Source organism: Martinezella paranaensis (assembly GCF_014200235.1).
Taxonomy (GTDB): domain Bacteria; phylum Pseudomonadota; class Alphaproteobacteria; order Rhizobiales; family Rhizobiaceae; genus Rhizobium; species Rhizobium paranaense.
Genome location: NZ_JACHBI010000007.1, coordinates 46,598 through 70,221, shown reverse-complemented (window position 1 = coordinate 70,221; position 23,624 = coordinate 46,598). Strand labels below are relative to the sequence as shown.

Genomic DNA, 23,624 nt, shown 5'->3' with positions numbered 1-23,624 from the left:
GATGCTCCCCCGCGCGGTTCCCTTCGCACCTTTCACCTTGAGGATAGAAAAATGGTCTCTACACACATTCTCTCTGCTTATGACGAGGACCTGAAGTTCCTGACGCGCCGCATTTCCGAAATGGGCGGCCTGGCGGAGCAGATGGTCAGCGACAGCGTCCGCGCGCTGGTCAACGGCGATGCCGCTCTGGCGCAGAAGGTCATCTCCGACGACGCCATTCTCGACCACGCCGAGCGCGAAGTCGGCGACAAGGCGATCGTCACCATCGCCCGCCGCCAGCCGATGGCTGCCGACCTTCGTGAAATCATGGGCTCCATCCGCATCGCTTCCGATCTGGAACGCGTTGGCGATCTCGGCAAGAACACCGCAAAGCGCGTCATCGCCGTGCAGGGCACCGGCGTTCCGCGGCGTCTCGCCCGCGGCATCGAACACCTCTCCGAACTGGCGCTCGTCCAGCTCAAGGAAGTGCTCGACGTCTACTCGACCCGTTCGCCCGACAAGGCCGTGTCGATCCGCGAGCGCGATGAGGAAATCGACGCCATGTACACCTCGCTCTTCCGCGAGATGCTGACCTACATGATGGAAGATCCGCGCAACATCACCACCTGCACGCATCTTCTTTTCTGCGCCAAGAACATCGAGCGCATCGGCGACCATGCCACCAACATCGCCGAGACGATCTATTACATGGCGACCGGTGCCCAGCCCGAAGGCGAGCGCCCGAAGGACGATACCGCCAACACCGTCGGTGCAGTGACGGAATAAAGTAGACGCCAAGAGAAGGAGACCAGAGGCGCATGGTTCCGAGAGTAGCTGTTGTAGAAGACGAGGAAGCGCTAAGCGTTCTGCTGCGCTATAATCTCGAGGCGGAAGGCTTCGAGGTCGACACTATCCTGAGAGGCGACGAAGCCGAGCTGCGCCTCCAGGAGCGCATCCCCGATCTTCTGATCCTCGATTGGATGCTCCCCGGCGTGTCCGGCATCGAGCTCTGCCGTCGGCTGCGTATGCGGCCGGAGACGGAGCGCCTGCCGATCATCATGCTCACCGCTCGCGGCGAGGAAAGCGAGCGCGTGCGCGGCCTTTCCACCGGCGCGGACGACTATGTCGTCAAGCCGTTCTCGACGCCGGAGCTGATGGCCCGCGTCAAGGCAATGCTGCGCCGAGCCCGCCCGGAGGTTCTGTCCACGGTCCTGCGCTGTGGCGATATCGAACTGGACCGCGAGACCCATCGCGTCCACCGCAAGAGCCGTGAAGTGCGGTTGGGGCCGACGGAATTCCGCCTGCTGGAATTCCTGATGTCATCGCCCGGCCGTGTCTTCTCGCGCTCTCAGTTGCTCGACGGCGTGTGGGGGCACGATATCTATGTCGACGAACGCACCGTCGACGTGCATGTCGGCCGTCTGCGCAAAGCGCTGAATTTCTCCAATATGCAGGATGTCATCCGCACCGTTCGCGGCGCGGGTTATTCTATGGAGGCCTGATCGGGGAAACCCGGCGGGCCGTCCTCCAACATGGCGGCGGAAACAGAAAACGGGCCTTTCGGCCCGTTTTTCATATGGTTGATATGGCTCAGTGTGCCGCCCGGCGCCGCTCATGCACGGGCTGGTAAGCCAGCCGCTGGTGGTAGGTGCAGTAGGGCGAGGAGTCCGGGCTGTCGTTGCCGCAGAAGTGAAAATCATCCTTCAGCGGGTCGCCGACCGGCCACTTGCAGGTGCGTTCGGTGAGTTCCGTCAGGCCGAGGCGGCGCGAGATCGGAACGACCACATTGGTGGCCGGGCGATATTCGATCTCGTGGACCGTATCGATCTCGACCTCTTCCTTGAGCATCGTCGCACCCTGCTGGCGGGTAACCGTGCGGGTTGCAACGCGCGAGGCGTAATTCGGCGCCCGTGGGGCCGAGGTATTGCGCTTCGGCGCTCGAGCTGCGGTTGCTGCGCCACCGGCCTTCGCTCGGCCTGGCAGGCTCAAGCGATGCACTTTGCCGATGACGGCATTACGGCTGACACCACCGAGCTGTGCCGCGATCTGGCTGGCGCTCAAACCTTCGGACCACAGCTTTTTCAGCTTCTCGACGCGTTCGTCTGTCCAATTCATGCCCTGTCTCCGCTGTCGCGTTTCTGATGGCAGAATCCCTCACCATTGCCTCGCATTGGGTCGAGGCGTGAAACGCTTTAAAATTGTGGTGACTAGTTCCGCCGCATGCAGTCTAGTAATTGGTTTTTAACCTAGTGTGAGGCTGACTCCGTGACAAGAGTCGCGGGATTCTTGAGGAATCGATTTCGAGGTTTTCCCCAACTTGCTATACGTGAGTGGCATTTATGCAATATAACTTGTCGAAGAGATGGCCTCCCTCCGGAGGCGCTCTGCCGCACCTGCTAAATCGCCAGTTTTGTTGACATCGCAGTGCAAAACATCAATAGTGCTCAGGCCGCCGAAAGGCGGCATTTTTGATTTTCCGGGGCCCGTTTCACACGAAGGAAACGACAGGCCCTAAAGGTTGTGATCGAGGAGAATGCGCCATGGCTGAAACCGCGCCGCTTTATGACACCTACATGCGTGCTCCGCTGCGGTTCGAGCGAGGCGAGGGCGTGTGGCTGATCACGGAGACCGGCGAGCGCTACCTCGATTTTGCCGCCGGCGTTGCGGTGAATTCGCTTGGCCACGCTCATCCCCATCTGGTTGCAGAGTTGAAGTCGCAGGCTGACAAGGTCTGGCACCTGTCCAACCTCTATGAGGTGCCGGGCCAGGAGAAATTGTCGAAGCGGCTGACGGACGCCACCTTCGCCGACAAGGTGTTCTTCACCAATTCCGGAGCCGAGGCTCTGGAATGCGCCATCAAGACGGCGCGTCGCTACCAGTTCTTCAAGGGGCATCCCGACAGATACCATATCATCACCTTCGAAGGCGCCTTCCATGGCCGCACGATCGCGACGATCGCTGCCGGCGGCCAGGAGAAATACCTGGAAGGTTTCGGCCCGAAGGCCCCCGGCTTCGACCAGGTGCCTTTCGGCGATCTCGACGCCGTGCGTGCCGAGATTACCGGTGCTACGGCTGCGATCCTGATCGAGCCGGTGCAGGGCGAGGGCGGTATCCGCCCGGCGACCAACGAGTTCCTGCGCGGCCTGCGTCAGATCTGCGACGAGCATGGCCTGCTTCTGGTCCTCGACGAGGTTCAGAGTGGCGTCGGTCGCACCGGCAAGCTCTTCGCCCATGAATGGGCCGGCATCACGCCGGATATCATGGCTGTCGCCAAGGGCATCGGCGGTGGCTTTCCGCTCGGCGCCTGCCTTGCGACCGCGGAGGCGGCCTCGGGCATGAAGGCGGGCACGCATGGCTCGACCTATGGCGGCAATCCGCTCGCCATGGCGGTCGGCAACGCCGTGCTCGATGTCGTGCTGTCGGATGGCTTCCTGCAGCATGTGCGCGATGTGGCCTTGGTCTTCCGCCAGGGTCTGGCCTCGCTCAAGGATCGTTTTCCGGATATTATCGAGGATGTCCGCGGCGAGGGGCTGCTGCTCGGCATCAAGGCTGCCATTCCGCAGTCGGATCTACTGCAGGCGATCCGCGCCGAACATCTGCTGGGTGTGCCGGCCGGCGACAACGTCATCCGTCTGCTGCCGCCGCTGGTGGTCACGGCCGAGGAGGCGCGCGAAGGCCTTGTCCGTATCGAACGCGCTGCAGAATCTCTGCGCGCCGCCCGCGTCAAGAAGTCGGCTTGAGTTCAACGCCTGCTGATCGGGGCGTTTTTGCCCTCACAGCGGGCGTTATCATTTCTGGAGTACAGGTAGGGACATGGCTTCACCGAAACACTTTCTCGATCTCTCGGCCGTCGCGGCTGCCGATCTGCGCAGCATCATTGACGATGCCATCGTGCGAAAGCAGGCGCTGAAGGCAGGTGCGGCCGACAAGCCGCTGGCCGGCAAGATGCTGGCGATGATCTTCGAGAAGCCGTCCACCCGCACCCGCGTCTCCTTCGACGTCGGCATGCGCCAGCTCGGCGGCGAGACGCTGTTCCTGTCGGGTACGGAAATGCAGCTCGGCCGCGCCGAGACGATCGGCGATACGGCGAAGGTGCTGTCGCGCTATGTCGACGCGATCATGATCCGCACGACCGAACATTCGCGCCTGTTGGAACTCGCCCAGCACGCGACCGTGCCGGTCATCAACGCGCTGACCGACGACACGCATCCCTGTCAGATCATGGCCGACATCATGACCTTTGAGGAGCATCGTGGCCCGATCAAGGGTAAGACCATTGCCTGGACCGGCGACGGCAACAACGTGCTGCATTCGCTGGTCGAAGGAGCTGCCCGTTTCGGCTATCGCATGAACATGGCCGTACCCCTTGGTTCTGAGCCCAAGGATCACTATCTGAACTGGGCCCGCAACGAGGGCGCCGAAATCATGCTCTCGCATGATGCCGACCGTGCGGTCGCCGGCGCCGATTGTGTGGTAACCGATACCTGGGTTTCCATGAATCAGGAGCACCGGGCCCGCGGTCACAACGTCTTCCAGCCCTATCAGGTCAACGCGGCTTTGATGGCACAGGCCGGCAAGGACGCGTTGTTCATGCATTGCCTGCCCGCCCATCGCGGGGAGGAAGTGACGGACGAGGTGATCGACGGTCCGCAATCCGTTGTTTTCGATGAGGCGGAAAACCGCCTTCATGCGCAAAAATCGATTCTTGCTTGGTGCCTGGGCGCGATCTGAGGATATAGAACCGCGTTTGATGTCGCGGGCGCAGTAGGAGTAGAGCAATGGCGGAAAGTGCAGCCTCGCTGGGTCAGTTTGATTTTGCCGGCGACGATCATGTCGTTCCCTTCCAGGTAGAGGGTCTTGATGTCCGTGGCCGCGCTGTGCAGCTCGGGCCGCTGTTGGACGCAATTCTCGCTAGGCACAGCTATCCGGCTCCTGTCGCGCGGTTGCTAGCCGAGGCGGTGGTGCTGACCGTATTGCTCGGCACTTCGCTGAAGTTCGAGGGCAAGTTCACCGTACAGACGAAGAGCGACGGACCGGTCGACCTTCTGGTCGCCGATTTTTCGACGCCGGAGAACGTGCGCGCCTATGCCCGCTTCGATGACGAGGCGCTGGCGCAGGCAGTGGCCGCCGGCAAGACCGAGCCGGAACAGTTGCTCGGCAAGGGCGTCCTCGCCTTCACCATCGATCAGGGTCGCTTCAGTCAGCCCTATCAGGGGATCGTGGCGCTCGACGGTGCGTCGCTCGAAGAGATTGCCGGCACCTATTTCCGCCAGTCGGAACAGATTCCGACGCGCGTCCGCCTCGGCGCTGCCGAATTGTTCGATCGCGACGAGGCCGGCAAGCCGCGCCATCGCTGGCGGGCGGGCGGCCTTGTCGCGCAGTTCCTACCGGAAGCACCGGAGCGCATGCGCCAGCCGGATTTCCACGGCGGAGACGGCGACACGAGCCTGCGCGAACACGTCGAGGATGATGCCTGGGCGGAAGCCCGCACGCTGGTCGAGACCATCGACGCCGACGAATTGACCGATCCGCAGGTCGGCACCGAGCGTCTGTTGTACCGCCTCTTCCATGAGCGCGGCGTGCGCGTCTACGAGCCCAAGGCGGTCTTCGACCGCTGCACCTGTTCACGCGACAAGCTGAAGGGCGTGTTGCGCGGCTTCTCCGCCGAGGAGATCGAAGCGAGCCAGGACAATGGCGAGATCGCCGTCACCTGCGAATTCTGTTCGACGACCTATCGCTTCGAGGTGTCCGAGGTGACGGAAGTCTGAGCGATTTCAGGAAAAGGGCGGGATAGTTCTCCGTCCGGCATTGCGAAGAACAAAGAGATGAAACGGTGTTGCGGTTCCGCGAAAAGCTGAGCCGCTTCAATCGGCTCAGTTCAGCGTCCGCAGCAAGTTGGGCGTATCCAACGAAAAGGCTGGGATTTTGACGTGAAACAGCTTCCCGTCGTCCGTCTCCATCTGGTAGTGGCCGAACATCATGCCTGAGGGTGTGTCGAGCGGACAGCCAGAAGAATATTCATAGGTATCGCCGGGCCGCAGCCTCGGCTGCTCACCCACAACGCCGGGTCCGGTCACTTCGTCCACCATGCCGTTCTGATCGGTGATGTGCCAGTAGCGCGTCACCAGCCGCACGGAGACGGTCGAGTGGTTGGAAATCACGATGCGATAACCCCAGACGTAACGATCGTCATCCGGATCGGATTGCTCCTCCAGATAAAAGGGTTCGACAACAACTTCGATGTCGTGTGTTAGAGCGCGATACATGCCTGACACCTTGGTCACTACTCCGAAACGTCGCGCGCTCAAACGAACGCACAAAGGACGCTCCAGCATTTTAAGTCTAGGGCACCTTATCCGCTTTCTATGATCCCACGGAAAGCGGGATACTTAGGGGTATCCTATAAAGCGACCTGTTCCGTCAAGGAATGGATTGGTGAAAACGCCTTTAGCGGATTAAATCCTTCGGATTTTCAGATGTTATGACTAACTCTAAAGGTTAATCGTCCGCGATCGAAAGTATAGGCGCGCGGTCTGTTTTCAAGATGTGTAAGCCCGCCCGAACAATATTCAGGCGGGTTTGGGTAGAACGTCAGCCGGAGACCTGCGCCAGTGCGCGGGCGAAATCTTCGACCAGATCCTCGCTGTCCTCGATCCCTGCCGAAAAGCGCACGGTTCCCGGCGAGATGCCGAGTTCGGCACGGGCTTCGTCCGTGAGGTTCTTGTGCGTGGTGGTGGCGGGATGAGTGATCAGGCTCTTCGAGTCGCCGAGATTGTTGGAAATCTTGACGATCTCCAGCGCGTTCTGCAGCTTGAAAGCCGCTTCCTTGCCGCCCTTCAGCTCGAAGGCCACCAGCGTCGAGCCGCCGGTCATCTGCTTGGCGATGATGTCGGCCTGCGGATGGTCCTTGCGGCCGGGATAGATCACTTTGCCGACCTTGCTCTGCTCTGCGAGGAAGTCGGCGACCTTGGCTGCGTTCTGCGTCTGCTGCTTGACGCGCAGCGGCAGGGTTTCAATGCCCTTCAGCAGCGTCCAGGCCGTGAACGGCGACATGGCCGGGCCGGTGTGGCGGAAGTAGTCGTGCAGGTTCTCGTCGATCCACTGCTTGTCGGAGAGGATGACGCCGCCGAGCGAGCGGCCCTGGCCGTCGATATGCTTGGTGGCGGAATAGACGACGATGTGGGCGCCGAGTTCCAGCGGCTTCTGGAACAGCGGCGTCGCGAAAACGTTGTCGACCACGACCTTGGCGCCGATCTGGTTGGCGAGCTTGGCGACGGCGGCGATGTCGACCACTTCCAGCGTCGGGTTGGTCGGGCTCTCCAGGAAGAAGACCTTGGTATTCGGCTGGATCGCCTTTTCCCAGTTCTCGATGAAGCGGCCGTCCACCAGCGTGCATTGGATACCGTATTTCGGCGCCAGCGTCTCGACGACCCAGCGGCAGGAGCCGAAGAGGGCGCGGGCTGCGACGATATGATCACCGGCCTTCAACTGGCAGAGGATGGCGGCGGAAACGGCGGCCATGCCGGAAGCGGTGGCGCGGGCATCTTCGGCGCCTTCCAGAGCGCACATGCGCTTTTCGAACATGTCGTTCGTCGGGCTGCCGTAGCGGGCGTAGATGAAGCCGTCGGTCTCACCCTTGAAACGGGCCTCGGCAGCTTCCGACGTGTCGTAGACGAAGCCTTGCGTCAGATAGATTGCTTCGGATGTCTCGCCGAATTGCGAACGGAGCGTTCCACCGTGAACGAGCTGGGTTGCGGGGCGCCAAGTCTTGCTCATGCCATCACCACTTTCAAAACAAAAAAACCGGTCGCGAAAGCAGACCGGTTTAACCCCGGTCCTTTTAGCCACTTGTTTAACGTGGCTGCAAGCCGACCGGCCAAATCACCACGGGATAAGTTGCAATACTGCCGTTGACCGCTTGCGTCAATTCCCCGAGTTTGGTTTTGTCTGCGGCAAATTACTGCCCGCGCGTCCGCCAGGATGTGCTGAGGCCGCAGTAACATTTGTACGGCGCATAACCGGCAAGTTTGTTCTCGACTTGCCCTGTCATACGCTGGGAAAGAGGCATGATGGCTCGCACTACTGGAATTTTGGCCGATCGCGCCATTGCAGCGCTCTTCGAAGCGGGACGGCTGACGAGCGAAAAAGAACTGGATGTCGATCAGATCCAGCCGGCGAGCCTGGATCTCAGGCTCAGTGCGCATGCTTTCCGTGTCCGCGCCAGCTTCATGCCCGGCCCGTCGCATCTTGTCGCCGACAAGCTCGACCGGCTGAAGCTGCACGTCGTCGATCTCTCGGAAGGCGCGGTGTTGGAAACCGGCTGCGTCTACATCGTCCCGCTAATGGAGCGGCTCGACCTGCCGGCCGATATGTCCGCTTCCGCCAATCCAAAAAGCTCGACTGGCCGCCTGGATATCTTCACCCGCGTCATCACCGACCGCGCGCAGGAGTTCGACAAGATCCCGGCCGGCTATTCCGGCCCGCTCTATCTCGAAATCAGTCCGCGCACCTTCCCGATCGTCGTGCGTCGCGGCTCGCGCCTGTCGCAAATCCGCTTCCGTGTCGGCCAGGCCATGCTCTCCGAGCCGGAACTGCTGGCGCTGCACGAGAGCGAGACGCTGGTCGCCAGCAAGAAGCCGAACGTCACCGGCGGCGGCATCGCGCTCTCGATCGATCTGGCGGGCGATAAGGAAGGCCTGATCGGCTATCGCGGCAAGCATCACACGGCTGTCGTCGACGTCGACAAGAAGGCCCAGCACGATATCTTCGATTTCTGGGAGCCGCTCTATAGCCGTGGCCGGACCGAACTGATCCTCGATCCGGACGAATTCTACATTCTCGTCTCGCGCGAAGCCGTTCATGTGCCGCCGCATTATGCCGCCGAAATGACGCCCTTCGATCCCTTGGTCGGCGAATTCCGCGTTCATTACGCGGGCTTTTTCGACCCCGGCTTCGGCCACGCACCCGCCGGCGGCCGCGGCAGCCGCGCCGTGCTGGAAGTGCGCAGCCACGAAGTCCCCTTCATCCTCGAAGACAGCCAGATCGTCGGCCGTCTGGTCTACGAGCACATGCTGGAACAACCCTCAAGCCTCTATGGCTCCGGCGTTGGTTCAAACTATCAGGCGCAGGGCCTGAAGCTTTCCAAGCACTTCCGGCTGTGATCCTCTATTTGGCGGCCTTGACACAGGCCGCCAACTGTTGGACATCTCTGGATGTCATGCGGGTGTAGCTCAATGGTAGAGCAGCAGCTTCCCAAGCTGAATACGAGGGTTCGATTCCCTTCACCCGCTCCAGCTATTTCAATTTACCTCAATAGACCAGCGGCCTTCCGCAGAGCCTCGTTTATACGGCTTTGCCAGCCTTCGCCGTCCGCCTTGAAAGCTTCGACAACATCACGGTCCAGGCGAATGCTGACGGCAAGCTTGGGATTTTCCGATTTGGGACGCCCGCCTAGATTCCTGCGGATTTCCTCGGTGAGTTCAGGGAATGCCTCCGTAAACGGCTTGGCCTTTCGTAACGTCTCTTCCGTGACTGGCGGGTTGTCGGAAACCTCATCCCAATCCTGCTTCGTATAACCTCGGCCTTCTTTGAAGGAACGCGGACGTTCAAATTTGACAACCATCAGAGCAGGCTCCTTTCTTTACTATTGGCGCGGCGCATGGAAATGACGGATATGCCTTCCGAACCAAGGGTGCCGAAGATCACTGAAATCGTGCCGTCTTGCATCTTGCCGATAGCCTGGGGGCGATTCTTCTTCGCGGGGATCACAATGGAATTCAGGAAGAATTCGAGAGATAGAGCGGCAAAGTCAAGGCCGTGCTTCTCCAAATTGGCTATTCGCTTCGGCTCGTCCCAAGTAATTTCATTAGATTTTGTATATACGAAAACTAAAAGTTTGCCAACAGTTTTCATATATACAAAAAGGCTGCAATGTCAAGAACGGCATCTTCGTCTGTAGCGTTTCAGCAAATCCCTCGCGGAAGGCTGCGATGGAACGGCCGCTGAGGTGAATACCCGTCCTTATTCAGGTTAATGCCAGACATTCGTGCCAGAAGGTCATCCCTTAACTGGAGCGGATGCCGATGCTCAATGTTGCGCTGTTTTACAGGTTGAGGGCGGTCTTCACGCGCGGCGTGTTGAAGATTTCCCGCCGCACCAAGGTGCCGCCCAGTGCGACGATTATCTGGAAGGATGGCAGCGTCAGCATCGGGCCAAAGGCCTTTCTCCGCAAGGGGATCGTCATCGATGCCCAACGCGGCAGCATCGAGATCGGCCGGAGCGTCTCCCTCAACGACTACGCCATTCTGCTCGGGCGCGGCGGCATCACGATCGGCAATGATGTGCGGATCGCCGCTCATGCCATGGTGGTTTCGTTCGACCACAATTTCGATGATCCAACACAGCCCATTCGCATGCAGGGCGTCACCAAGAAGCCGGTTGTCATCGAAGACGATGTCTGGATCGGCGCCGGGGCGAAAATCCTTGGCGGCTCCCATATATCCAAAGGATGCGTCATCGGCGCCAATGCCGTCGTCAAGGGAAAGACCGAACCCTATGGCATCTATGTCGGCGCTCCCGCGCGGCTGGTCAGGTGGCGGGGTGAAACGGGCGGCGTCAGCCACGCGAATGTCGAACGGCTTTCTTTCTCCAAAAGAAAAACGGATCAATAGGCCCCTTCAAAGAAACAGGCGGGATGCGATGAAGCGTCCCGCCTGTTTTCATGTGGAGTTATAGCGCCGAGCAGCGCTGACGGCCTCAGAATTCCGTCCAGTCCGCGTCCTTTGGGGGAGCCGAAACTGTCTGGCTGTTGCCGCCAAAGGCGCTCATCAGCTTCTGGCCGAGCGCGCGGGCGGGTGAGGGGGCCGGGCGTGCCTTCGTCCCTTCGACGGCACGAACCGGAGCAACAGCCGGTCGCGGTGCGGGGCGGGTGGAGATGCGCGGCGCGTGGCTCGACGGGGCCGCGGAAGCAACGTAACTACCTTCGGTTCCGGTCATGCGGAACTGGCCGAGCAGGGCCGTCAGCGAGGCGGCTTCCGTTGCCAGGCTCTGGCTGGAGGCTGTGCTCTCCTCGACCATGGCGGCGTTCTGCTGCGTGCCGTGGTCCATGGCGTTGACGGCGGTATTGATCTCCTGCAGGCCCGCCGATTGTTCGCGGGAGGCTTCGGCAATGGCATGCACATGCCGGTTGATCTCCTGCACTTCCGAGACGATGGCGTCGAGCGCCTTGCCGGTCTCGTCGACGAGATCGACGCCGGTCTGCACATGCGTGCTGGACGCGGTGATCAGCGATTTGATCTCCTTGGCGGCATTGGCCGAGCGCTGCGCCAGTTCGCGCACTTCCTGGGCGACGACCGCAAAGCCCTTGCCGGCTTCACCGGCGCGGGCTGCTTCGACACCGGCGTTCAAAGCGAGAAGGTTGGTCTGAAAAGCGATGTCGTCGATCACGCCGATGATGTTGCCGATCTCGGAGGAGGATTTCTCGATCTGCTGCATGGCGCTGACGGCGTTGCGGACGATCTCGCCGGACCGTTCGGCGCCGGCGCGGGTGTGGGCGACAAGCTGGCTTGCTTCTTCCGCCCGCTTGGCCGCGTCCTTGACCGTGGTGGTGATTTGTTCCAGGGCGGCCGCCGTTTCTTCGACGGCGGCGGCCTGTTGTTCAGTCCGCTTGGAAAGCTCTTCAGCGGAACCGCGGATCTCGTTGGCGCCGGCATTGATGGCGCGCGCATTGGCGCCGACCGCCTGCATCGCCTCGTTCAGCTTGATCAGCGAATTGTTGAAATCCTGCCGTAGCTGGTCGAGATGGGCGACGAACTGCGTGTTGATGTGGGTGACGAGATCGCCGTCGGCCAGACGCTTCAGGCCGTCGCCGAGCGCCTGCACTGCCTGCTGCAGATGCGCGTCTTCTGCCACCCGCTGCGCCTCACGTTCGGCGCGTTCGCTGTCGCTGAGGTTACGGTCGGCTTCGGCCTGCGCTTCCAGCCGGGCGCGTTCGATGGCGTTGTCGCGGAAAACGGAAACTGCCGAGGCCATTTGACCGATTTCGTCGCGGCGGTCGAGACCCTCGATCTCGCTCGTCGTGTCGCCGCTGGTAAGCGTCACCATGCGGCGATGCAGGCGCGCCAACGGTGTCGCAATTTCGGTCTGCGCGACATAGAGGCCAAGGCCGATGGCCAGAAACGTCAGAGTGCCGAAAATGGCGAGCGTGTAGTTGATTGTGGTGTTGACGTGGGCCGACACGTCATCGGCGCCCTTGTCCATCCGGTCGGTCAACTCGTTGTTGTCCGCCTGCATCTTGGCAACGAGCGCGGTCAACTTGTCGCTGACGGCGATCATGGTTGCGGTCGCGCCTTTGACGTCGCCGCTCTTGCGCTGGTCGATCATTTTGTTCGTCAGCGCTTCCAGTTCGTCTATGCCCGCGAGGATCACATCGATTTGAGCCTTTTGCGCAGGAACCTGGATTTCGGCTTGTTTCAACCGATCCTTGGCCTCCGCGAAACGGCTCTTGCCCGCTGCGACCGTCTTGAAGACGTCGCTGTCGGGATCGAAATTCAGCATCATGCTTGCCTGCAGCACGGAGGCGAGAACGGATGTGCTGGAGCGCGTGCCTTGCGTCGCCGCAACGGCCTCGTTGTCGAGGAAGGCGCTGTAGACCTCGTCCGCTTTGCGGAATTCGCTGACGATGTAGAGCAAGCCGGCGAAAGAGATGATCCCGAGAAAGAGGATCACGGCGAGCATCTTGGTTTTGATTTTCAGGTTCCTGAACATGACGATCCGCCCGAAGGATATCGCGCAGCACCAACGACAGCGCGCCATGATCCGCTTTCCCTGGAGAAAAGATGGACGTCGCGCTTGCTGCCTGATGCACGCAAGTGAAGCCGAATTTTATGAGATACCTTGGCCAGCAAGGTTCGGACGACCTGCGTCATGCGATCAGCTTCGGGAGCCGACGTCGTCGATGCCAAATAGAATCGATAGAGCTTAATCGACCGCTAACATCAGTATCTTTCAGGCCCGATTCTGCCGGCTATCCCCGCTTTTTCCGGCTATTGCATTCTCCCCTCGGCACGACTCTGTTACACCGGTTTCGAAATCGGAAACCGCGAACCGACCGGAGGGGATCATCGTCATGCGTGTTTGCCTTTCGTCGTTGGAATCCTTGGCCAGGCGCGTGGCATGCGTGGCGCTGCTTTCCGCGTCCTGCGCCATGCCTCTGGCCGCCCAGGAGGCGCCACCCTCCGGCCTACCGATCCTGTTCGACTCGCGAGAGCGGCTGCCGAAGCCAGACCTTTCTTCGCTGGTCAGGCTTCGCTTCCTGACCTCCGTCGACTTTCCGCCTTTCAATTTCGCCGATCAGAACGGCAAGCTCGCCGGCTTTCATGTCGATCTTGCGCGCGAGATTTGCGACGAGCTCGGCATATCGGACAAATGTCAGATCCAGGCGCTGCCATTCGATGAATTGCAGGGCGCGCTATCCGCCTCGCAAGGTGATGCGGTGATTGCCGGCGTCGCCGTGACGCCTGAGCTGCGCAAGAGCTTTGCCTTTTCGCGTCCCTTCCTGATGTTGCCTGCCCGCTTCGTCCGCAATCTCAAGGCGTCGATCGACGGCACGACGGCCGCCGCCCTTGCCGGTCATTCTGTGGGCGTGGTCAAGCGCACGGCGCATGAGTCGATGCTCGCCGCCTTTTTCCCCGACATCAAGCAGGTTCCCTTTGACGACAAGAACGCGCTGCTAACGGCGGTGAAGGACGGCAAGGTCGACGCTGCCTTTGCCGATGGGTTGCAACTGTCCTTCTGGGTATCGTCGTCATCGGCTGAAAAATGCTGCGCGCTGTTTGATGGCCCCTATCTCTCCCAGCAATTCCTGGGCGAGGGCATGACCATCATGTTGCGGCAGCAGGACGCCGATCTGACGGCCGCGATCAATCACGCGCTGGCAACATTGTCCCGCGACAGCCGGCTGCAGGAAATCTATCTGCGATATTTTCCCTACGGACTTTATTGATGAAGCGTCTCAGCCCTTGCGGTAGCGGGCAATAGCGCTGCGCTCGATGGCGGCACAGGTCAGCTTGTCGAGACCGAGACGGTCGCGCAGCAGGCTGAGCAGGCGCAGTTCCTCTGCCTTGACCGAGAAATCGGCAGAGGCCACCTCGACGGCAAGTGCATAGGCAGTGTCGTAGAGCCGCGCCGGCAGGGTGTCGCGCACGGTTTCCAGCACAATATCGAGCCCTTCGTTGCCAGCGAGAAGCTTGGCGCAATCGCGCGAAACGGAGATCAGTCGCTCGTCATCGAAGCCGTCGAAAACCGGCAGTGCGTGGATCAGCTCGCCAATCCGGCCCAATTCCTTGTCGTTCATGGTCCGATCGACGGCGGATGCGATCACCATGACGTAGATCAGGGCTTCATGGGCGGAAAGCGGCTTGTTCATGGCAGTGCAAAATCCTTCAATTTGGCAGCAGACTAGAAAGTCGCGCCTCTCATGACAAGAGCGCGTGTTGGAAGCATGACGTCAGATCGGATTGAGCGGATTTTCCTTGGCCGGCGGAGGAGCGAGCGTCGATTTTCCGCCCGCTCGCGGATCGTCGCCGTAGATACCGCGTTTCTGCTGCTTTGCCTGTTCCGCAAGGGCGACCAAGGGCGATCCAGCCTCAGGCTCGGCCCAGCCGAAACGCACCAGCCATTCGCTGAGATCGACGCGAACATAGCGGCAGGCGCCGGTCACCGTACCTTGCCAGGTCGGGTTCGGCAGGTCGCAGTCGATGGTGCGGCCGCGCAGATACATGCGGAAAGCGGTACGCGCCGCCGCCCCGCAGGGCCAGCTCTTGCCATTCGGCCCGGTGCACATCCGCTCGACATCGGTCGGAATGATGCCGGGGAGCTGCACGCTCTTGCCGGCAATGGTCAATATGCCGGCGCGGTCCGAAAATGGCCGCACCAGTTCCACCGGCTTTGCTTGCTCGATCGGCTTTTCGTCGCTGCCGGTCGACGCCTGCTGCGATGGCGGTTCAGCAGGCTCGGTCCTGAGGGCCTCGGCCGCCTGCTCCCTGTCCATCTGGTCGGCCGGCATCCGGCTCGCCGGCGTTTGGTACGCATCGGTTTGGTTCGACGGCGCCGGGTTTGTCGGCGTTGCCTGCGCCACTTGCGTCTCGCCCGGATTTACTGGTGTCGCCTGCGGCTGCGCCAACTCGGCGGACGCCTTGCTTTCGGGCAATATGGTCGGCTGCTGGACCGCTGCGGATTGGTCTTTGTTAATTTGATCCGAGCTGGTGGCGACAAGAGCTTTCGCCGTGCCTTCCAGCGTTGACGTCGGCGTTGCGGTGGGCGCCGGAGTGGGGGGCGATGCCGTTGCGTCTGAGCTTGTTGTAGCCGACTGATCGCCGTTGGCGGCTACAGTAGTCGTTGCGGCTGGCGTCGCTTGCGCGGCGACGGCAGCAGGTTGCACCGCGGTCTTGCCGTCCGGCTTCGTCGTATCGGCAGGCTGCTGGGCCGAGGTGGCTGTTGCCGGGGTGACTGCCTTTGCCGTTTCCGTTGGTGCGCTCACGACAGGTGCGCTTTCGGTTCCGGCTCTGTTCGACAAACTGAAACCATGCTCCTCGACCTGCACGGCAACCAGCGTCACCCACGAACCGAGGACCACACCTGCCAAACTTGCCAGCCAAACATCACGACGCATAACGAGAAAACTTTCCTATTGGCTGGCCCAGATGATGCGCGCAATCCACTCCACATCCGCAAGATCGAAGCTCCGATTCGGATGCTCGGGGTTGAGCGACAGCAGTTCTATCGACCGCGCGGTCTGTCGCAGCAGCACCTTGGCCATGACCTCGCCCTCGCGGGTCTTGACGACTACCCGATCATTGCGCCTGATTTGTGCCCCCGGTTCGACGATCAGCACATCGCCATCCCGGTAGAGCGGCAGCATGCTCTCGCCCTGCACTTCAAGCGCATAGACGCCGCCCTTTTGCCCGGGGGACACCGGAAACTCCACCATGTCCCACCCCTGGCCGACCGGAAAGCCGCCGTCATCGAAAAAGCCGCCAGCGCCGGCTTGGGCGAAGCCGAGCAAGGGGATGGAGCTTGTCGGCAAAGGAAAAGCGCGGTCGGCTGCGCTGCTTGTGCTTTCCACCGAGCGCATGCAGCCGAGAAACTGCTCCATGCTGGCTCCGGTCGCATCCAGCACCTTGGCGATCGATTCCGTCGAGGGCCAGCGCAAACGTCCGTCCTGGCTCAGCCGCTTCGACTTGTTGAACGATGTGGGGTCGAGGCCGGCGCGCCGGGCAAGACCGGATGCCGTCAGGGCATGCCGTTCGGCAAGCCTGTCGATCGCGCTCCATATCTGCTCATGTGACAACATTGCGGTTCAGCACACTCGGAAGCCGGAATGTTCGGCGTTTGACCCCTAAAGAAAGGTTAACCGAGGCTTTTTCACGAGTAAAGGGCGGCGTAGGAATAAGGTCCTTTGTCCCCTTGCTTTCGCTTTTTGATTCCAGTAGCTTCAGGTCTTCTGCGGCTGCGCCTGGGTGTCGGGCGCTTCCTTCTGGAATTCCTTCGCCATTCCCATGAAGCCACGCATGAATTTCTCCATGATCCCAAGGGTCCGATCGATGTCGGCGTCGCTCGGCAGGTTCGATCCGCTGCTTGAGGCGACCGTCTTTTCCAGCTTCGAGACGCGCTCGGAGAGGCGATCGAGTTCGTTTTCATAGGCCGCGCGCTCATCGGCGGCCATGCGGCAGACCAGATTGCCGTTCTGATCCTGGCAGATCGACATGGCACCGGTTTGCTTATCCAAACGGACGAAATGATCGCCGCTGCGCTCGAGCTGGAAGCGCGTGGGGTCCGGCTCCGCGGCGTAGCCGGGCGTGGCGAGAAGAAGAGCGGCAGGCAGGATGAGGGCCGCAAGGCCTGATACCATTTCCTTCGTCATGTCATCCTCCGAATTTTCTGCTTAATGTGCATCCATCTGCACTTTTCCCGGTGATCCCCGTGGACATCGGCAACGGTTTTCGTGCAAAGCCCTATCAAGGACACAAGTCATGTAAGGATGATGACTGCGATGCCAGTGGTTTACAAGATCGTGCCGGATACGCTCTGGCAGCAAGCCAGACAAACCGGTGTTTTTAATGGCGCGTCGATCGATCTGACCGACAATTTCATCCACCTTTCGACGGCAAAGCAGGCGAAGGAAACCGCCGCACGCTATTTTGTCGGCCAGGAGGACCTGCTGCTGGTGGCGATCGACGGCGACGCGCTCGGCGACAAGCTGGTGTTCGAGCCCTCGCGTGGCGGCGATCTTTTCCCGCATCTCTACGCGCCGCTGCAGCTTTCGGCCGTGCTCTGGGAAAAGCCGTTGCCGCTTGGCCCCGATGGCGCGCATGTCTTTCCGGAGATGCCGGAATGATCGGCGCCTTCCGCGATCTCGGCCGGCGTGGTCTCTTCATGTTCGATCCGGAAACGGCGCATGGAATGTCGATCGCGGCGCTGAGATCCGGTCTTGTTCCGGCCTGCCGGATCAGCAATGATCCCCGACTGCGTCAGACTGTGGCCGGATTGGATTTTGCCAATCCGCTCGGCATGGCCGCCGGCTATGACAAGAACGCCGAGGTGCCGGAGGCGCTGTTGAAGCTCGGCTTCGGCTTTACCGAAATCGGCACGGTGACGCCGAAGCCGCAATCCGGCAATCCGCGCCCGCGCATCTTCCGCCTGGTCGAGGACGAGGGCGTCATCAACCGCCTCGGCTTCAACAATGAAGGCCACGATGCGGCCTTCCGGCGTCTGCAGCCGATCCGCGGCAAGGGCATCATCGGCGTCAACATCGGCGCCAACAAGGATAGCGCCGACCGGATCGCCGATTACGTCGCCGGCATCCGCCGTTTCTATTCCGTGGCGCGCTATTTCACCGCCAACATCTCCTCGCCGAACACGCCGGGCCTGCGCGATCTGCAGGCGCGGGAAAGCCTTTCGGCGCTGTTGTCGGCAGTGCTTGCCGCACGCGACGAAGAGGCGGCAAAGGCAGGCAAAAAGATCCCGGTTTTTTTGAAGATAGCCCCCGATCTGACGGAAGAGGGCATGGATGACATCGCTGCCGAAGTTTTGGCTCATGCGCTGGACGGGTTGATCGTCTCCAACACCACGCTTTCGCGCGACGGGCTGAGAGATCAGGCCCAGGCGAAGGAAGCCGGTGGCCTCTCCGGCCAGCCGCTCTTCGAAAAATCCACAGTCGTCCTCGCAAAGATGCGTCGCCGCGTCGGTGCGGCCCTGCCGATTATCGGCGTTGGCGGTGTTTCATCGGCGGAGACGGCGCTGGAGAAGATCAAGGCCGGCGCCGATCTCGTGCAGCTTTATTCGTGCATGGTCTATGAAGGCCCGGGCCTGCCGGGCCGTATCGTGAGCGGCCTGTCGAAGCTGCTCGACCGCGAGCGTGTCGGCTCGATCCGCGAGTTGCGCGACAGCAGGCTCGATCATTGGGCCGACAGAAACGTCTGATAGGCCCGCTTCTTCAGCCCCATGACCAGGAAAATGCCGCGGAACAGCAGGAAGGCGTTCATGGCCAGCCACAGGCCGTGGTTGCCAAGGGTCGGCACGAAGACGGCAAGTGCCAATAGATAGCCGGCGAACGACATCAGCATGCGATTGCGCATGTCGCGCGACCATGTGGCGCCGATGAAGACGCCATCCATCAGAAATGCGAGCGCGCCGGTGAGCCCGGTGACAGCGGCCCAGGGCAAGTAAGTTTCGGCCGCAGTGCGCACCTCCTCCGAGGTCGTCAGCAGCCGGATCAGCGCCGGGCCGAGGGTGAAGAAGAACACGGTCGCGGCAAATGCCAGCCCAAAGGACCAAAGCCCGGTCAGCTTCAATCCGCGCTCGAAGGCCGGGCGATAGTTGGCGCCGATCGAGCGGCCGGTGATCTGCTCGGCGGCATTCGCCAGTCCGTCGAGGTAATAGCCGGAAAGCAGAAAGAAGTTCATCAGCACGGCGTTGGCGGCAAGTGTCACCGCGCCGAACGTATTGCCGATGCGCGTCATCAGCGTGAAGGCGCCGATCAGCACGAACGTGCGGATGAGGATATCGCGGTTGAGCGCGAAAAGCTGCGTGAGTTTGGCGCGGGAGAGGAGGTCCGCGCGGGTAGGTCTTGGTTCGCCGGCAAAGCCGCGCAGCACAATGGCAAGGCCGGTGAGAGCGCCTGTCGCTTCGCCGATCAAAGTACCCCAGGCGACACCTGCCACACCCCAGCCCAGCCAGAGGCCGAGCAGGACGGCGAGGATGATGTTGACGCCGTTGATCAAGGTTTGCAGCAGAAGCCCGATGCGGCCCTGGCCGCGCCCGAGCACGAAGCCGAGGATGGCGTAGTTGGCGAGCGCCGCTGGGCCGGATAGCATGCGGATCGAGAAATAGGTGCGTGTCGCGTCGGCAATGCCGCCTTCCGGTCCCATCAGCCTGATGCCGAGCCAGAGCAATATGGGCGACAACAGCAGAAGCAGCAGACCGCATCCGAGCGCCGACAGCAGCGCCCGCCAAAACACCGCCTGCTGCTCATGCCCGTCGCGGCGGCCATAGGCTTGCGCCGTCAGGCCAGTCGTCGACGAGCGCAGGAAGTTGAAGCTCGCGAAGAGGAGATCGAAGAGCACCGCACCGATCGCCAGCCCGGCGAGTGCGTCCGGCAGGCCGAGATGCCCGACGACGGCCGTATCAACGAGGCCGAGCAACGGTGTCGTCATGAAGCCGAGCGTCATCGGAATAGCGATCGACAGCACCAGCCGGTGCGTCACATCGAAAGGCAGAACCCTTCCGCTATGCTCTCGATGATCCATGTCCAATCAGCCCGTCTTCAATTCGAAGACAGCACCATGGACCAATAGGGCTTGTCACTGGAAGAGGGAGCATAGGCAAGGGCGACGCCGAGGCCGTTATATTTGCCGAGCATGTTGTGCAAATGCTTCGGCGAATTGATCCAGGCCGTCACCGCGGCGTTCACGTCGCGCTGGCCCTCGGCAATATTTTCGGCCGCCGGCAGCTTGACGCCGCTCGCCTTGACGCGCGTGCCGAAATTGTCGCCGATGCCGATCAGATGTTCCATCTTGCCGGCATCAGCCATGCGCTTGGCCTGGTAGATCGCGGCCGTGCTGGCAGCCGGATCGATCTTGAGCGGCGGCAGACCGTTTTTGGCGCGCAAGGAGTTGACGAGCGGCAGCGCGGAAGCGGTCTCGTCGTTGGCCGGCGTGTTGGAAACATGGGTGGGCGGCGTGGCGCAGCTTGCGACGATGGCAGCGAGCGCAAGGCCGGTGAGACGCAGCGCGTGGCGCCGTGTAGAAAGCGGAATGTTTGAGATCATATCAGCGGCGATAATTGAAAAGGCGGAGGATGATGAAGAGCGGAATGACGATGCTGGCGCCGAGCAGCACATAATCGCCGAACTCGCCGAGCGCGGCAAAGCCGCTGTGCCAGAGATCAAGGAGGAAGCGGCGGACACCATAGAGGAAGTCGAGCGGCCGCCAGCCGAAGAATTTCATCACGAAACCGACGATCAGCGACACGATAATAAGCTTCACGAGTGTACGGCCGGGCGAGTCGCCGAGGAACCTGTTCACCTGATCGGACATGCGGCTGTCTCCATAATGCCTGTCGAGCGGTTTTGAGATAAGGCTGTGGCCTGCGACTCGCAAGCGCTTTTGCCCGATACGTACTGAAACCGTACTTACTCGAAACAGGTGTCTGCCTGAAATAGGACTTGAGTTTTTTTGTGACCGCGTCCAAAGGCGGGTGCCAAACAGGACCGAAATCATGCTGCCGAGCCAGCTTTCCTCCGGCGACGTCATCGCCGACCGTCGCGCCGACTATGCGAAGATGCTCGCCGAAAACGGCGAGCCGGCCAGTGCTGCCGAATTGATGGAGCAGGCGCTGGAGTTGACGCCGGGCTGGGCCGCCGGCTGGTTTACGCTCGCGACCTATCGTGAAAAAGCCGGGAATACGGAAGGCGCCATCGAGGCGCTGAACAAGGTTCTGGCGCTTGATGCCGGCGATGTCTTCGGCGCCCGGCTGAAGCTTTCAGTTCTGGGAGCGGCCGATCTGCCCGATCAGCCGCCGAGCCGCTATGTCGAGCGTCTCTTCGACGACTATGCCGACCGCTTCGAGACGTCGCTGGTCGAAAAGCTCGGCTATAGCGTGCCGCAGAAGCTCGCGGCTCTGGTCGCCGATACGGCCGGCATGCCCGGGCATTTCCGTCTTGTCGTCGATCTCGGCTGCGGCACGGGCCTGTTCGGTCCGGAAATCCGCGGACGCGTCGATCGGCTGGAAGGGTTCGACCTGTCGAAAGGCATGCTCGCCAAGGCAGCGGAGAAGGGTGTCTATGATCACCTGGGACAAGCCGATCTGTCGCTGTCGCCGCTCCAGTCCGGCGTCTTCGACGGCGGGCTCGCGCCGGCACGGGCCGATCTGATCACGGCGGCCGACGTGCTGATGTATCTCGGCAATCTCCAGGGCGTCATGGCGATCGTCAGGGAACTGGCCGCATCCGGGGCTGTGTTTGCCTTTTCCGTCGAGGATGCGGAAGAAGAGGAGGGGTATCTCCTGCGCGATTCCCTGCGTTTCGCCCACTCGGAGGCCTATATCAGGACGATATTGGCCGCTCATGGCTTCGCTGTCCTCGCTCTTGCGCGCAGCATCATTCGCATGGATGCCGGAAGACCGGTGCACGGCATTTTGTTTGTTACATGGAAATCGGCCTGATCGACCCATTTTCGCGAATTCGCGATAGGCCCGCATCCCTCAACAAGGGAAAACATCGTGGGGAACCTGGGCGCCCTCGGCGGAGGTAGTCGCGCTCAATCACTTCGTCACGACCAACCATCGGGCGGATCGCTATATCGCGCTGCAGGGAGCGGCGACGACTATTGTTTGCGGGTCTCGTCGGACTCCGAGATGGCGGCCTCATGATACCAGCTATCGAAAGCAGCCGTCGCGATGGTCGGGCCGATATCGGGATTGAGGTTCACTTGATCGCGTTGGCCGGCAGGAATGGGCCGGGTCTTGATGGGAAACTTAAAAATCTTTGCCGTTTCGTGTTGAGGGCTGACTGCCATTGCAATGTCTCTCCCCTTTTTGTGCTCAAGCGGGAGCGCTTCAAGAGACAGCTTATATGTAGCAGAGTCGGAGCCCGTTTTTGAGGTATTTGCACAAATAAAATGCAAAAGGTTGAATTTATAGGCATTTTGAGATTTTGCGACGCCAGAATGTGGTTTTCGGGCGCCTAATTGTTGCGCTGCTTCGAATCTGCCGCACTGCGACAAGTTGGCAGCACCTTTCGGCCAAGTTCCTCACGATTTTGAGAGAATCCGAGCCAGGGCGATGGAAAATTGGCAAAAATTGACTCCGATTTGTGCATTTTTCTTCGAACGGCAGCGCATCTCGTTCAAATTGGCATGTCAAATGCATGTCACATGGCGGCCGTAGGTGGCGAAGATTTCCGGGCGGGCGCCTTCGAATTTTCTCTGCTTCGGGTAGTTAAACCCTTATGAGGTGCGTAATGACGAAGTTTAAGCTCGAGTATATCTGGCTCGACGGGTACACCCCGGTACCGAACCTGCGCGGTAAAACGCAGATCAAGGAATTTGCTGATTTTCCGAAGCTTGAAGAGCTTCCGCTTTGGGGCTTCGACGGTTCGTCGACGATGCAGGCCGAAGGCCGTAGCTCCGATTGCGTGCTGAAGCCTGTAGCGATCTATCCGGATCCGGCGCGTACGAACGGCGCCCTCGTCATGTGCGAAGTCATGATGCCGGACGGCGTAACGCCGCATCCGTCCAACAGCCGCGCCACCATCCTCGACGACGAAGACGCTTGGTTCGGCTTCGAGCAGGAATACTTCTTCTACAAGGACGGCCGTCCGCTCGGCTTCCCGGAATCCGGTTACCCGGCTCCGCAGGGCCCGTACTACACCGGCGTCGGCTATAAGAACGTCGGCGATGTCGCTCGCGAGATCGTTGAAGAGCATCTCGACCTTTGCCTCGAAGCAGGCATCAACCACGAAGGCATCAACGCCGAAGTGGCCAAGGGTCAGTGGGAATTCCAGATTTTCGGCAAGGGCTCCAAGCGCGCCGCCGACCAGATCTGGATGGCACGTTACCTGCTGCTGCGTCTGTGCGAAAAGTACGGCATCGACATCGAGTTCCATTGCAAGCCGCTCGGCGACACCGACTGGAACGGCTCGGGCATGCACTGCAACTTCTCGACCAAGTTCATGCGCGAAGTCGGCGGCAAGGCCTATTTCGAAGCGCTCATGGCTCAGTTCGACAAGAACCTGCACGACCATATTGCGGTCTACGGCCCGGACAACCACATGCGCCTGACCGGCAAGCATGAAACGGCTCCGTGGAACAAGTTCAGCTACGGTGTTGCCGACCGCGGTGCTTCCATCCGCGTTCCGCACTCGTTCATCAAGAACGACTACAAGGGCTACCTCGAAGATCGTCGTCCGAACTCTCAGGGTTGCCCCTATCAGATCGCTTCCCAGGTTCTGAAGACCATCTCGGAAGTTCCGACGGCTGGCTTCGCTTCGGCTGCTGCTTAATCATTATCGGTCTCGGCTTGCCGAGACCGAGAAAAATAAAAAAAGCGCGGGATTTCGGTCCCGCGCTTTTTTGTTTCCATTTCAGTGC

At 60.8% G+C, this 23,624-nt stretch carries 26 protein-coding genes, 1 tRNA gene and 1 riboswitch; of the genes, 13 read left to right on the top strand and 14 right to left on the bottom strand.

What is annotated here, in order from left to right; genetic code table 11:
• The first annotated feature begins 51 nt into the window (after positions 1-51).
• Both phoU and phoB read left to right on the top strand, forming a co-directional pair.
• On the top strand, positions 52-765 hold the full coding sequence (gene phoU / locus GGD50_RS17950) for a phosphate signaling complex protein PhoU (RefSeq protein ID WP_107106910.1): 714 nt from the start codon (positions 52-54) through the stop codon (positions 763-765).
• Between the two features lie 32 nt (positions 766-797).
• Positions 798-1,481, top strand: a complete 684-nt coding sequence (gene phoB / locus GGD50_RS17945; protein ID WP_004128368.1) for a phosphate regulon transcriptional regulator PhoB — start codon at positions 798-800, stop codon at positions 1,479-1,481.
• An 88-nt stretch (positions 1,482-1,569) separates the two neighbouring features.
• Here phoB and GGD50_RS17940 read toward each other — a convergent pair whose 3' ends face one another.
• Positions 1,570-2,094, bottom strand: a complete 525-nt coding sequence (locus GGD50_RS17940; protein WP_107106911.1) for a GcrA family cell cycle regulator — start codon at positions 2,092-2,094, stop codon at positions 1,570-1,572.
• Positions 2,095-2,519: 425 nt separating this feature from the next.
• On the opposite strand from GGD50_RS17940, the gene GGD50_RS17935 reads away from it, so the two are divergent.
• The 3 genes from GGD50_RS17935 to GGD50_RS17925 all read left to right on the top strand — a co-directional run bounded on the left by GGD50_RS17935 (position 2,520) and on the right by GGD50_RS17925 (position 5,747).
• Positions 2,520-3,719 (top strand): aspartate aminotransferase family protein, encoded by a 1,200-nt coding sequence (locus GGD50_RS17935; RefSeq protein ID WP_107106912.1) that lies wholly within the window; start codon positions 2,520-2,522, stop codon positions 3,717-3,719.
• A gap of 73 nt (positions 3,720-3,792) precedes the next feature.
• The gene (argF, locus tag GGD50_RS17930) at positions 3,793-4,710 is read left to right on the top strand and encodes an ornithine carbamoyltransferase (protein ID WP_104821927.1); all 918 of its coding nucleotides are present in this window, start codon (positions 3,793-3,795) and stop codon (positions 4,708-4,710) included.
• 47 nt (positions 4,711-4,757) lie between these two features.
• Entirely contained in the window at positions 4,758-5,747 is a 990-nt protein-coding gene (locus tag GGD50_RS17925; protein WP_107106913.1) for an Hsp33 family molecular chaperone, read from the top strand.
• Positions 5,748-5,852: 105 nt separating this feature from the next.
• On the opposite strand, the gene apaG is transcribed toward GGD50_RS17925, so the two are convergent.
• Together apaG and GGD50_RS17915 are read right to left on the bottom strand one after the other, a co-directional pair.
• Complete coding sequence (gene apaG, locus GGD50_RS17920) at positions 5,853-6,245, bottom strand: Co2+/Mg2+ efflux protein ApaG (protein ID WP_107106914.1); 393 nt, start codon at positions 6,243-6,245, stop codon at positions 5,853-5,855.
• Between the two features lie 325 nt (positions 6,246-6,570).
• Entirely contained in the window at positions 6,571-7,755 is a 1,185-nt protein-coding gene (locus GGD50_RS17915) for an O-succinylhomoserine sulfhydrylase (protein WP_107106915.1), read from the bottom strand.
• 43 nt (positions 7,756-7,798) lie between these two features.
• A riboswitch (SAM riboswitch) is annotated at positions 7,799-7,877 on the bottom strand.
• 168 nt (positions 7,878-8,045) lie between these two features.
• Here GGD50_RS17915 and GGD50_RS17910 point away from each other — a divergent pair.
• Positions 8,046-9,140, top strand: a complete 1,095-nt coding sequence (locus GGD50_RS17910; RefSeq protein ID WP_181315996.1) for a 2'-deoxycytidine 5'-triphosphate deaminase — start codon at positions 8,046-8,048, stop codon at positions 9,138-9,140.
• A gap of 58 nt (positions 9,141-9,198) precedes the next feature.
• Positions 9,199-9,272: transfer RNA gene (locus GGD50_RS17905), tRNA-Gly, on the top strand.
• Positions 9,273-9,283: 11 nt separating this feature from the next.
• Here GGD50_RS17905 and GGD50_RS17900 read toward each other — a convergent pair.
• Entirely contained in the window at positions 9,284-9,601 is a 318-nt protein-coding gene (locus GGD50_RS17900; RefSeq protein WP_107106916.1) for a BrnA antitoxin family protein, read from the bottom strand.
• Positions 9,601-9,891 carry a BrnT family toxin gene (locus tag GGD50_RS17895; protein WP_107106917.1) on the bottom strand — a complete coding sequence of 97 codons (291 nt, stop codon included), beginning with the start codon at positions 9,889-9,891 and terminating at the stop codon, positions 9,601-9,603. The genes GGD50_RS17900 and GGD50_RS17895 overlap by 1 nt, the downstream gene beginning before the upstream one ends.
• A gap of 170 nt (positions 9,892-10,061) precedes the next feature.
• Here GGD50_RS17895 and GGD50_RS17890 point away from each other — a divergent pair, with 170 nt between their 5' ends.
• Positions 10,062-10,649 (top strand): acyltransferase, encoded by a 588-nt coding sequence (locus GGD50_RS17890; protein ID WP_107107051.1) that lies wholly within the window; start codon positions 10,062-10,064, stop codon positions 10,647-10,649.
• Between the two features lie 85 nt (positions 10,650-10,734).
• Here GGD50_RS17890 and GGD50_RS17885 read toward each other — a convergent pair whose 3' ends face one another.
• Positions 10,735-12,744, bottom strand: a complete 2,010-nt coding sequence (locus GGD50_RS17885; protein WP_107107052.1) for a methyl-accepting chemotaxis protein — start codon at positions 12,742-12,744, stop codon at positions 10,735-10,737.
• A gap of 439 nt (positions 12,745-13,183) precedes the next feature.
• Here GGD50_RS17885 and GGD50_RS17880 point away from each other — a divergent pair, with 439 nt between their 5' ends.
• Positions 13,184-13,981: a transporter substrate-binding domain-containing protein gene (locus GGD50_RS17880; protein WP_245407410.1), complete on the top strand. Its 798-nt coding sequence runs from the start codon at positions 13,184-13,186 to the stop codon at positions 13,979-13,981.
• A gap of 9 nt (positions 13,982-13,990) precedes the next feature.
• On the opposite strand, the gene GGD50_RS17875 is transcribed toward GGD50_RS17880, so the two are convergent.
• The 4 genes from GGD50_RS17875 to GGD50_RS17860 all read right to left on the bottom strand — a co-directional run bounded on the left by GGD50_RS17875 (position 13,991) and on the right by GGD50_RS17860 (position 16,900).
• Positions 13,991-14,404 (bottom strand): tellurite resistance TerB family protein, encoded by a 414-nt coding sequence (locus GGD50_RS17875; RefSeq protein ID WP_107106919.1) that lies wholly within the window; start codon positions 14,402-14,404, stop codon positions 13,991-13,993.
• An 81-nt stretch (positions 14,405-14,485) separates the two neighbouring features.
• Complete coding sequence (locus tag GGD50_RS17870; RefSeq protein WP_107106920.1) at positions 14,486-15,649, bottom strand: thermonuclease family protein; 1,164 nt, start codon at positions 15,647-15,649, stop codon at positions 14,486-14,488.
• 15 nt (positions 15,650-15,664) lie between these two features.
• Positions 15,665-16,330: a S24 family peptidase gene (locus GGD50_RS17865; RefSeq protein WP_107106921.1), complete on the bottom strand. Its 666-nt coding sequence runs from the start codon at positions 16,328-16,330 to the stop codon at positions 15,665-15,667.
• Between the two features lie 141 nt (positions 16,331-16,471).
• Positions 16,472-16,900, bottom strand: a complete 429-nt coding sequence (locus GGD50_RS17860; protein WP_107106922.1) for a hypothetical protein — start codon at positions 16,898-16,900, stop codon at positions 16,472-16,474.
• A gap of 117 nt (positions 16,901-17,017) precedes the next feature.
• Between GGD50_RS17860 and GGD50_RS17855 the strand changes: the two genes are divergently transcribed.
• A complete protein-coding gene (locus GGD50_RS17855) occupies positions 17,018-17,374 on the top strand; it encodes a DUF952 domain-containing protein (protein WP_107106923.1) in 357 nt (118 codons plus the stop codon).
• Positions 17,371-18,459: a quinone-dependent dihydroorotate dehydrogenase gene (locus tag GGD50_RS17850; RefSeq protein ID WP_107106924.1), complete on the top strand. Its 1,089-nt coding sequence runs from the start codon at positions 17,371-17,373 to the stop codon at positions 18,457-18,459. Before GGD50_RS17855 ends, GGD50_RS17850 begins: the two co-directional genes overlap by 4 nt.
• Here the strand turns inward: GGD50_RS17850 and GGD50_RS17845 are convergent.
• The 3 genes from GGD50_RS17845 to GGD50_RS17835 are packed head-to-tail and all read right to left on the bottom strand — an operon-like array spanning position 18,435 to position 20,573.
• Positions 18,435-19,784, bottom strand: coding sequence for an MATE family efflux transporter (locus GGD50_RS17845; RefSeq protein ID WP_107106925.1), 1,350 nt, complete (start codon positions 19,782-19,784; stop codon positions 18,435-18,437). The two genes, GGD50_RS17850 and GGD50_RS17845, sit on opposite strands and share 25 nt — an antisense overlap.
• A gap of 17 nt (positions 19,785-19,801) precedes the next feature.
• The gene (locus GGD50_RS17840; RefSeq protein ID WP_181316003.1) at positions 19,802-20,302 is read right to left on the bottom strand and encodes a CAP domain-containing protein; all 501 of its coding nucleotides are present in this window, start codon (positions 20,300-20,302) and stop codon (positions 19,802-19,804) included.
• Between the two features lie 4 nt (positions 20,303-20,306).
• On the bottom strand, positions 20,307-20,573 hold the full coding sequence (locus GGD50_RS17835) for a DUF6460 domain-containing protein (RefSeq protein ID WP_107106927.1): 267 nt from the start codon (positions 20,571-20,573) through the stop codon (positions 20,307-20,309).
• 181 nt (positions 20,574-20,754) lie between these two features.
• Between GGD50_RS17835 and GGD50_RS17830 the strand changes: the two genes are divergently transcribed.
• Entirely contained in the window at positions 20,755-21,699 is a 945-nt protein-coding gene (locus GGD50_RS17830; protein ID WP_107106928.1) for a class I SAM-dependent methyltransferase, read from the top strand.
• A gap of 161 nt (positions 21,700-21,860) precedes the next feature.
• Here the strand turns inward: GGD50_RS17830 and GGD50_RS17825 are convergent, their stop codons facing one another.
• Positions 21,861-22,052: a DUF2735 domain-containing protein gene (locus GGD50_RS17825; RefSeq protein WP_107106929.1), complete on the bottom strand. Its 192-nt coding sequence runs from the start codon at positions 22,050-22,052 to the stop codon at positions 21,861-21,863.
• A 443-nt stretch (positions 22,053-22,495) separates the two neighbouring features.
• Between GGD50_RS17825 and GGD50_RS17820 the strand changes: the two genes are divergently transcribed.
• Positions 22,496-23,536, top strand: coding sequence for a glutamine synthetase beta-grasp domain-containing protein (locus tag GGD50_RS17820; protein WP_107106930.1), 1,041 nt, complete (start codon positions 22,496-22,498; stop codon positions 23,534-23,536).
• Positions 23,537-23,624 lie beyond the last annotated feature (88 nt).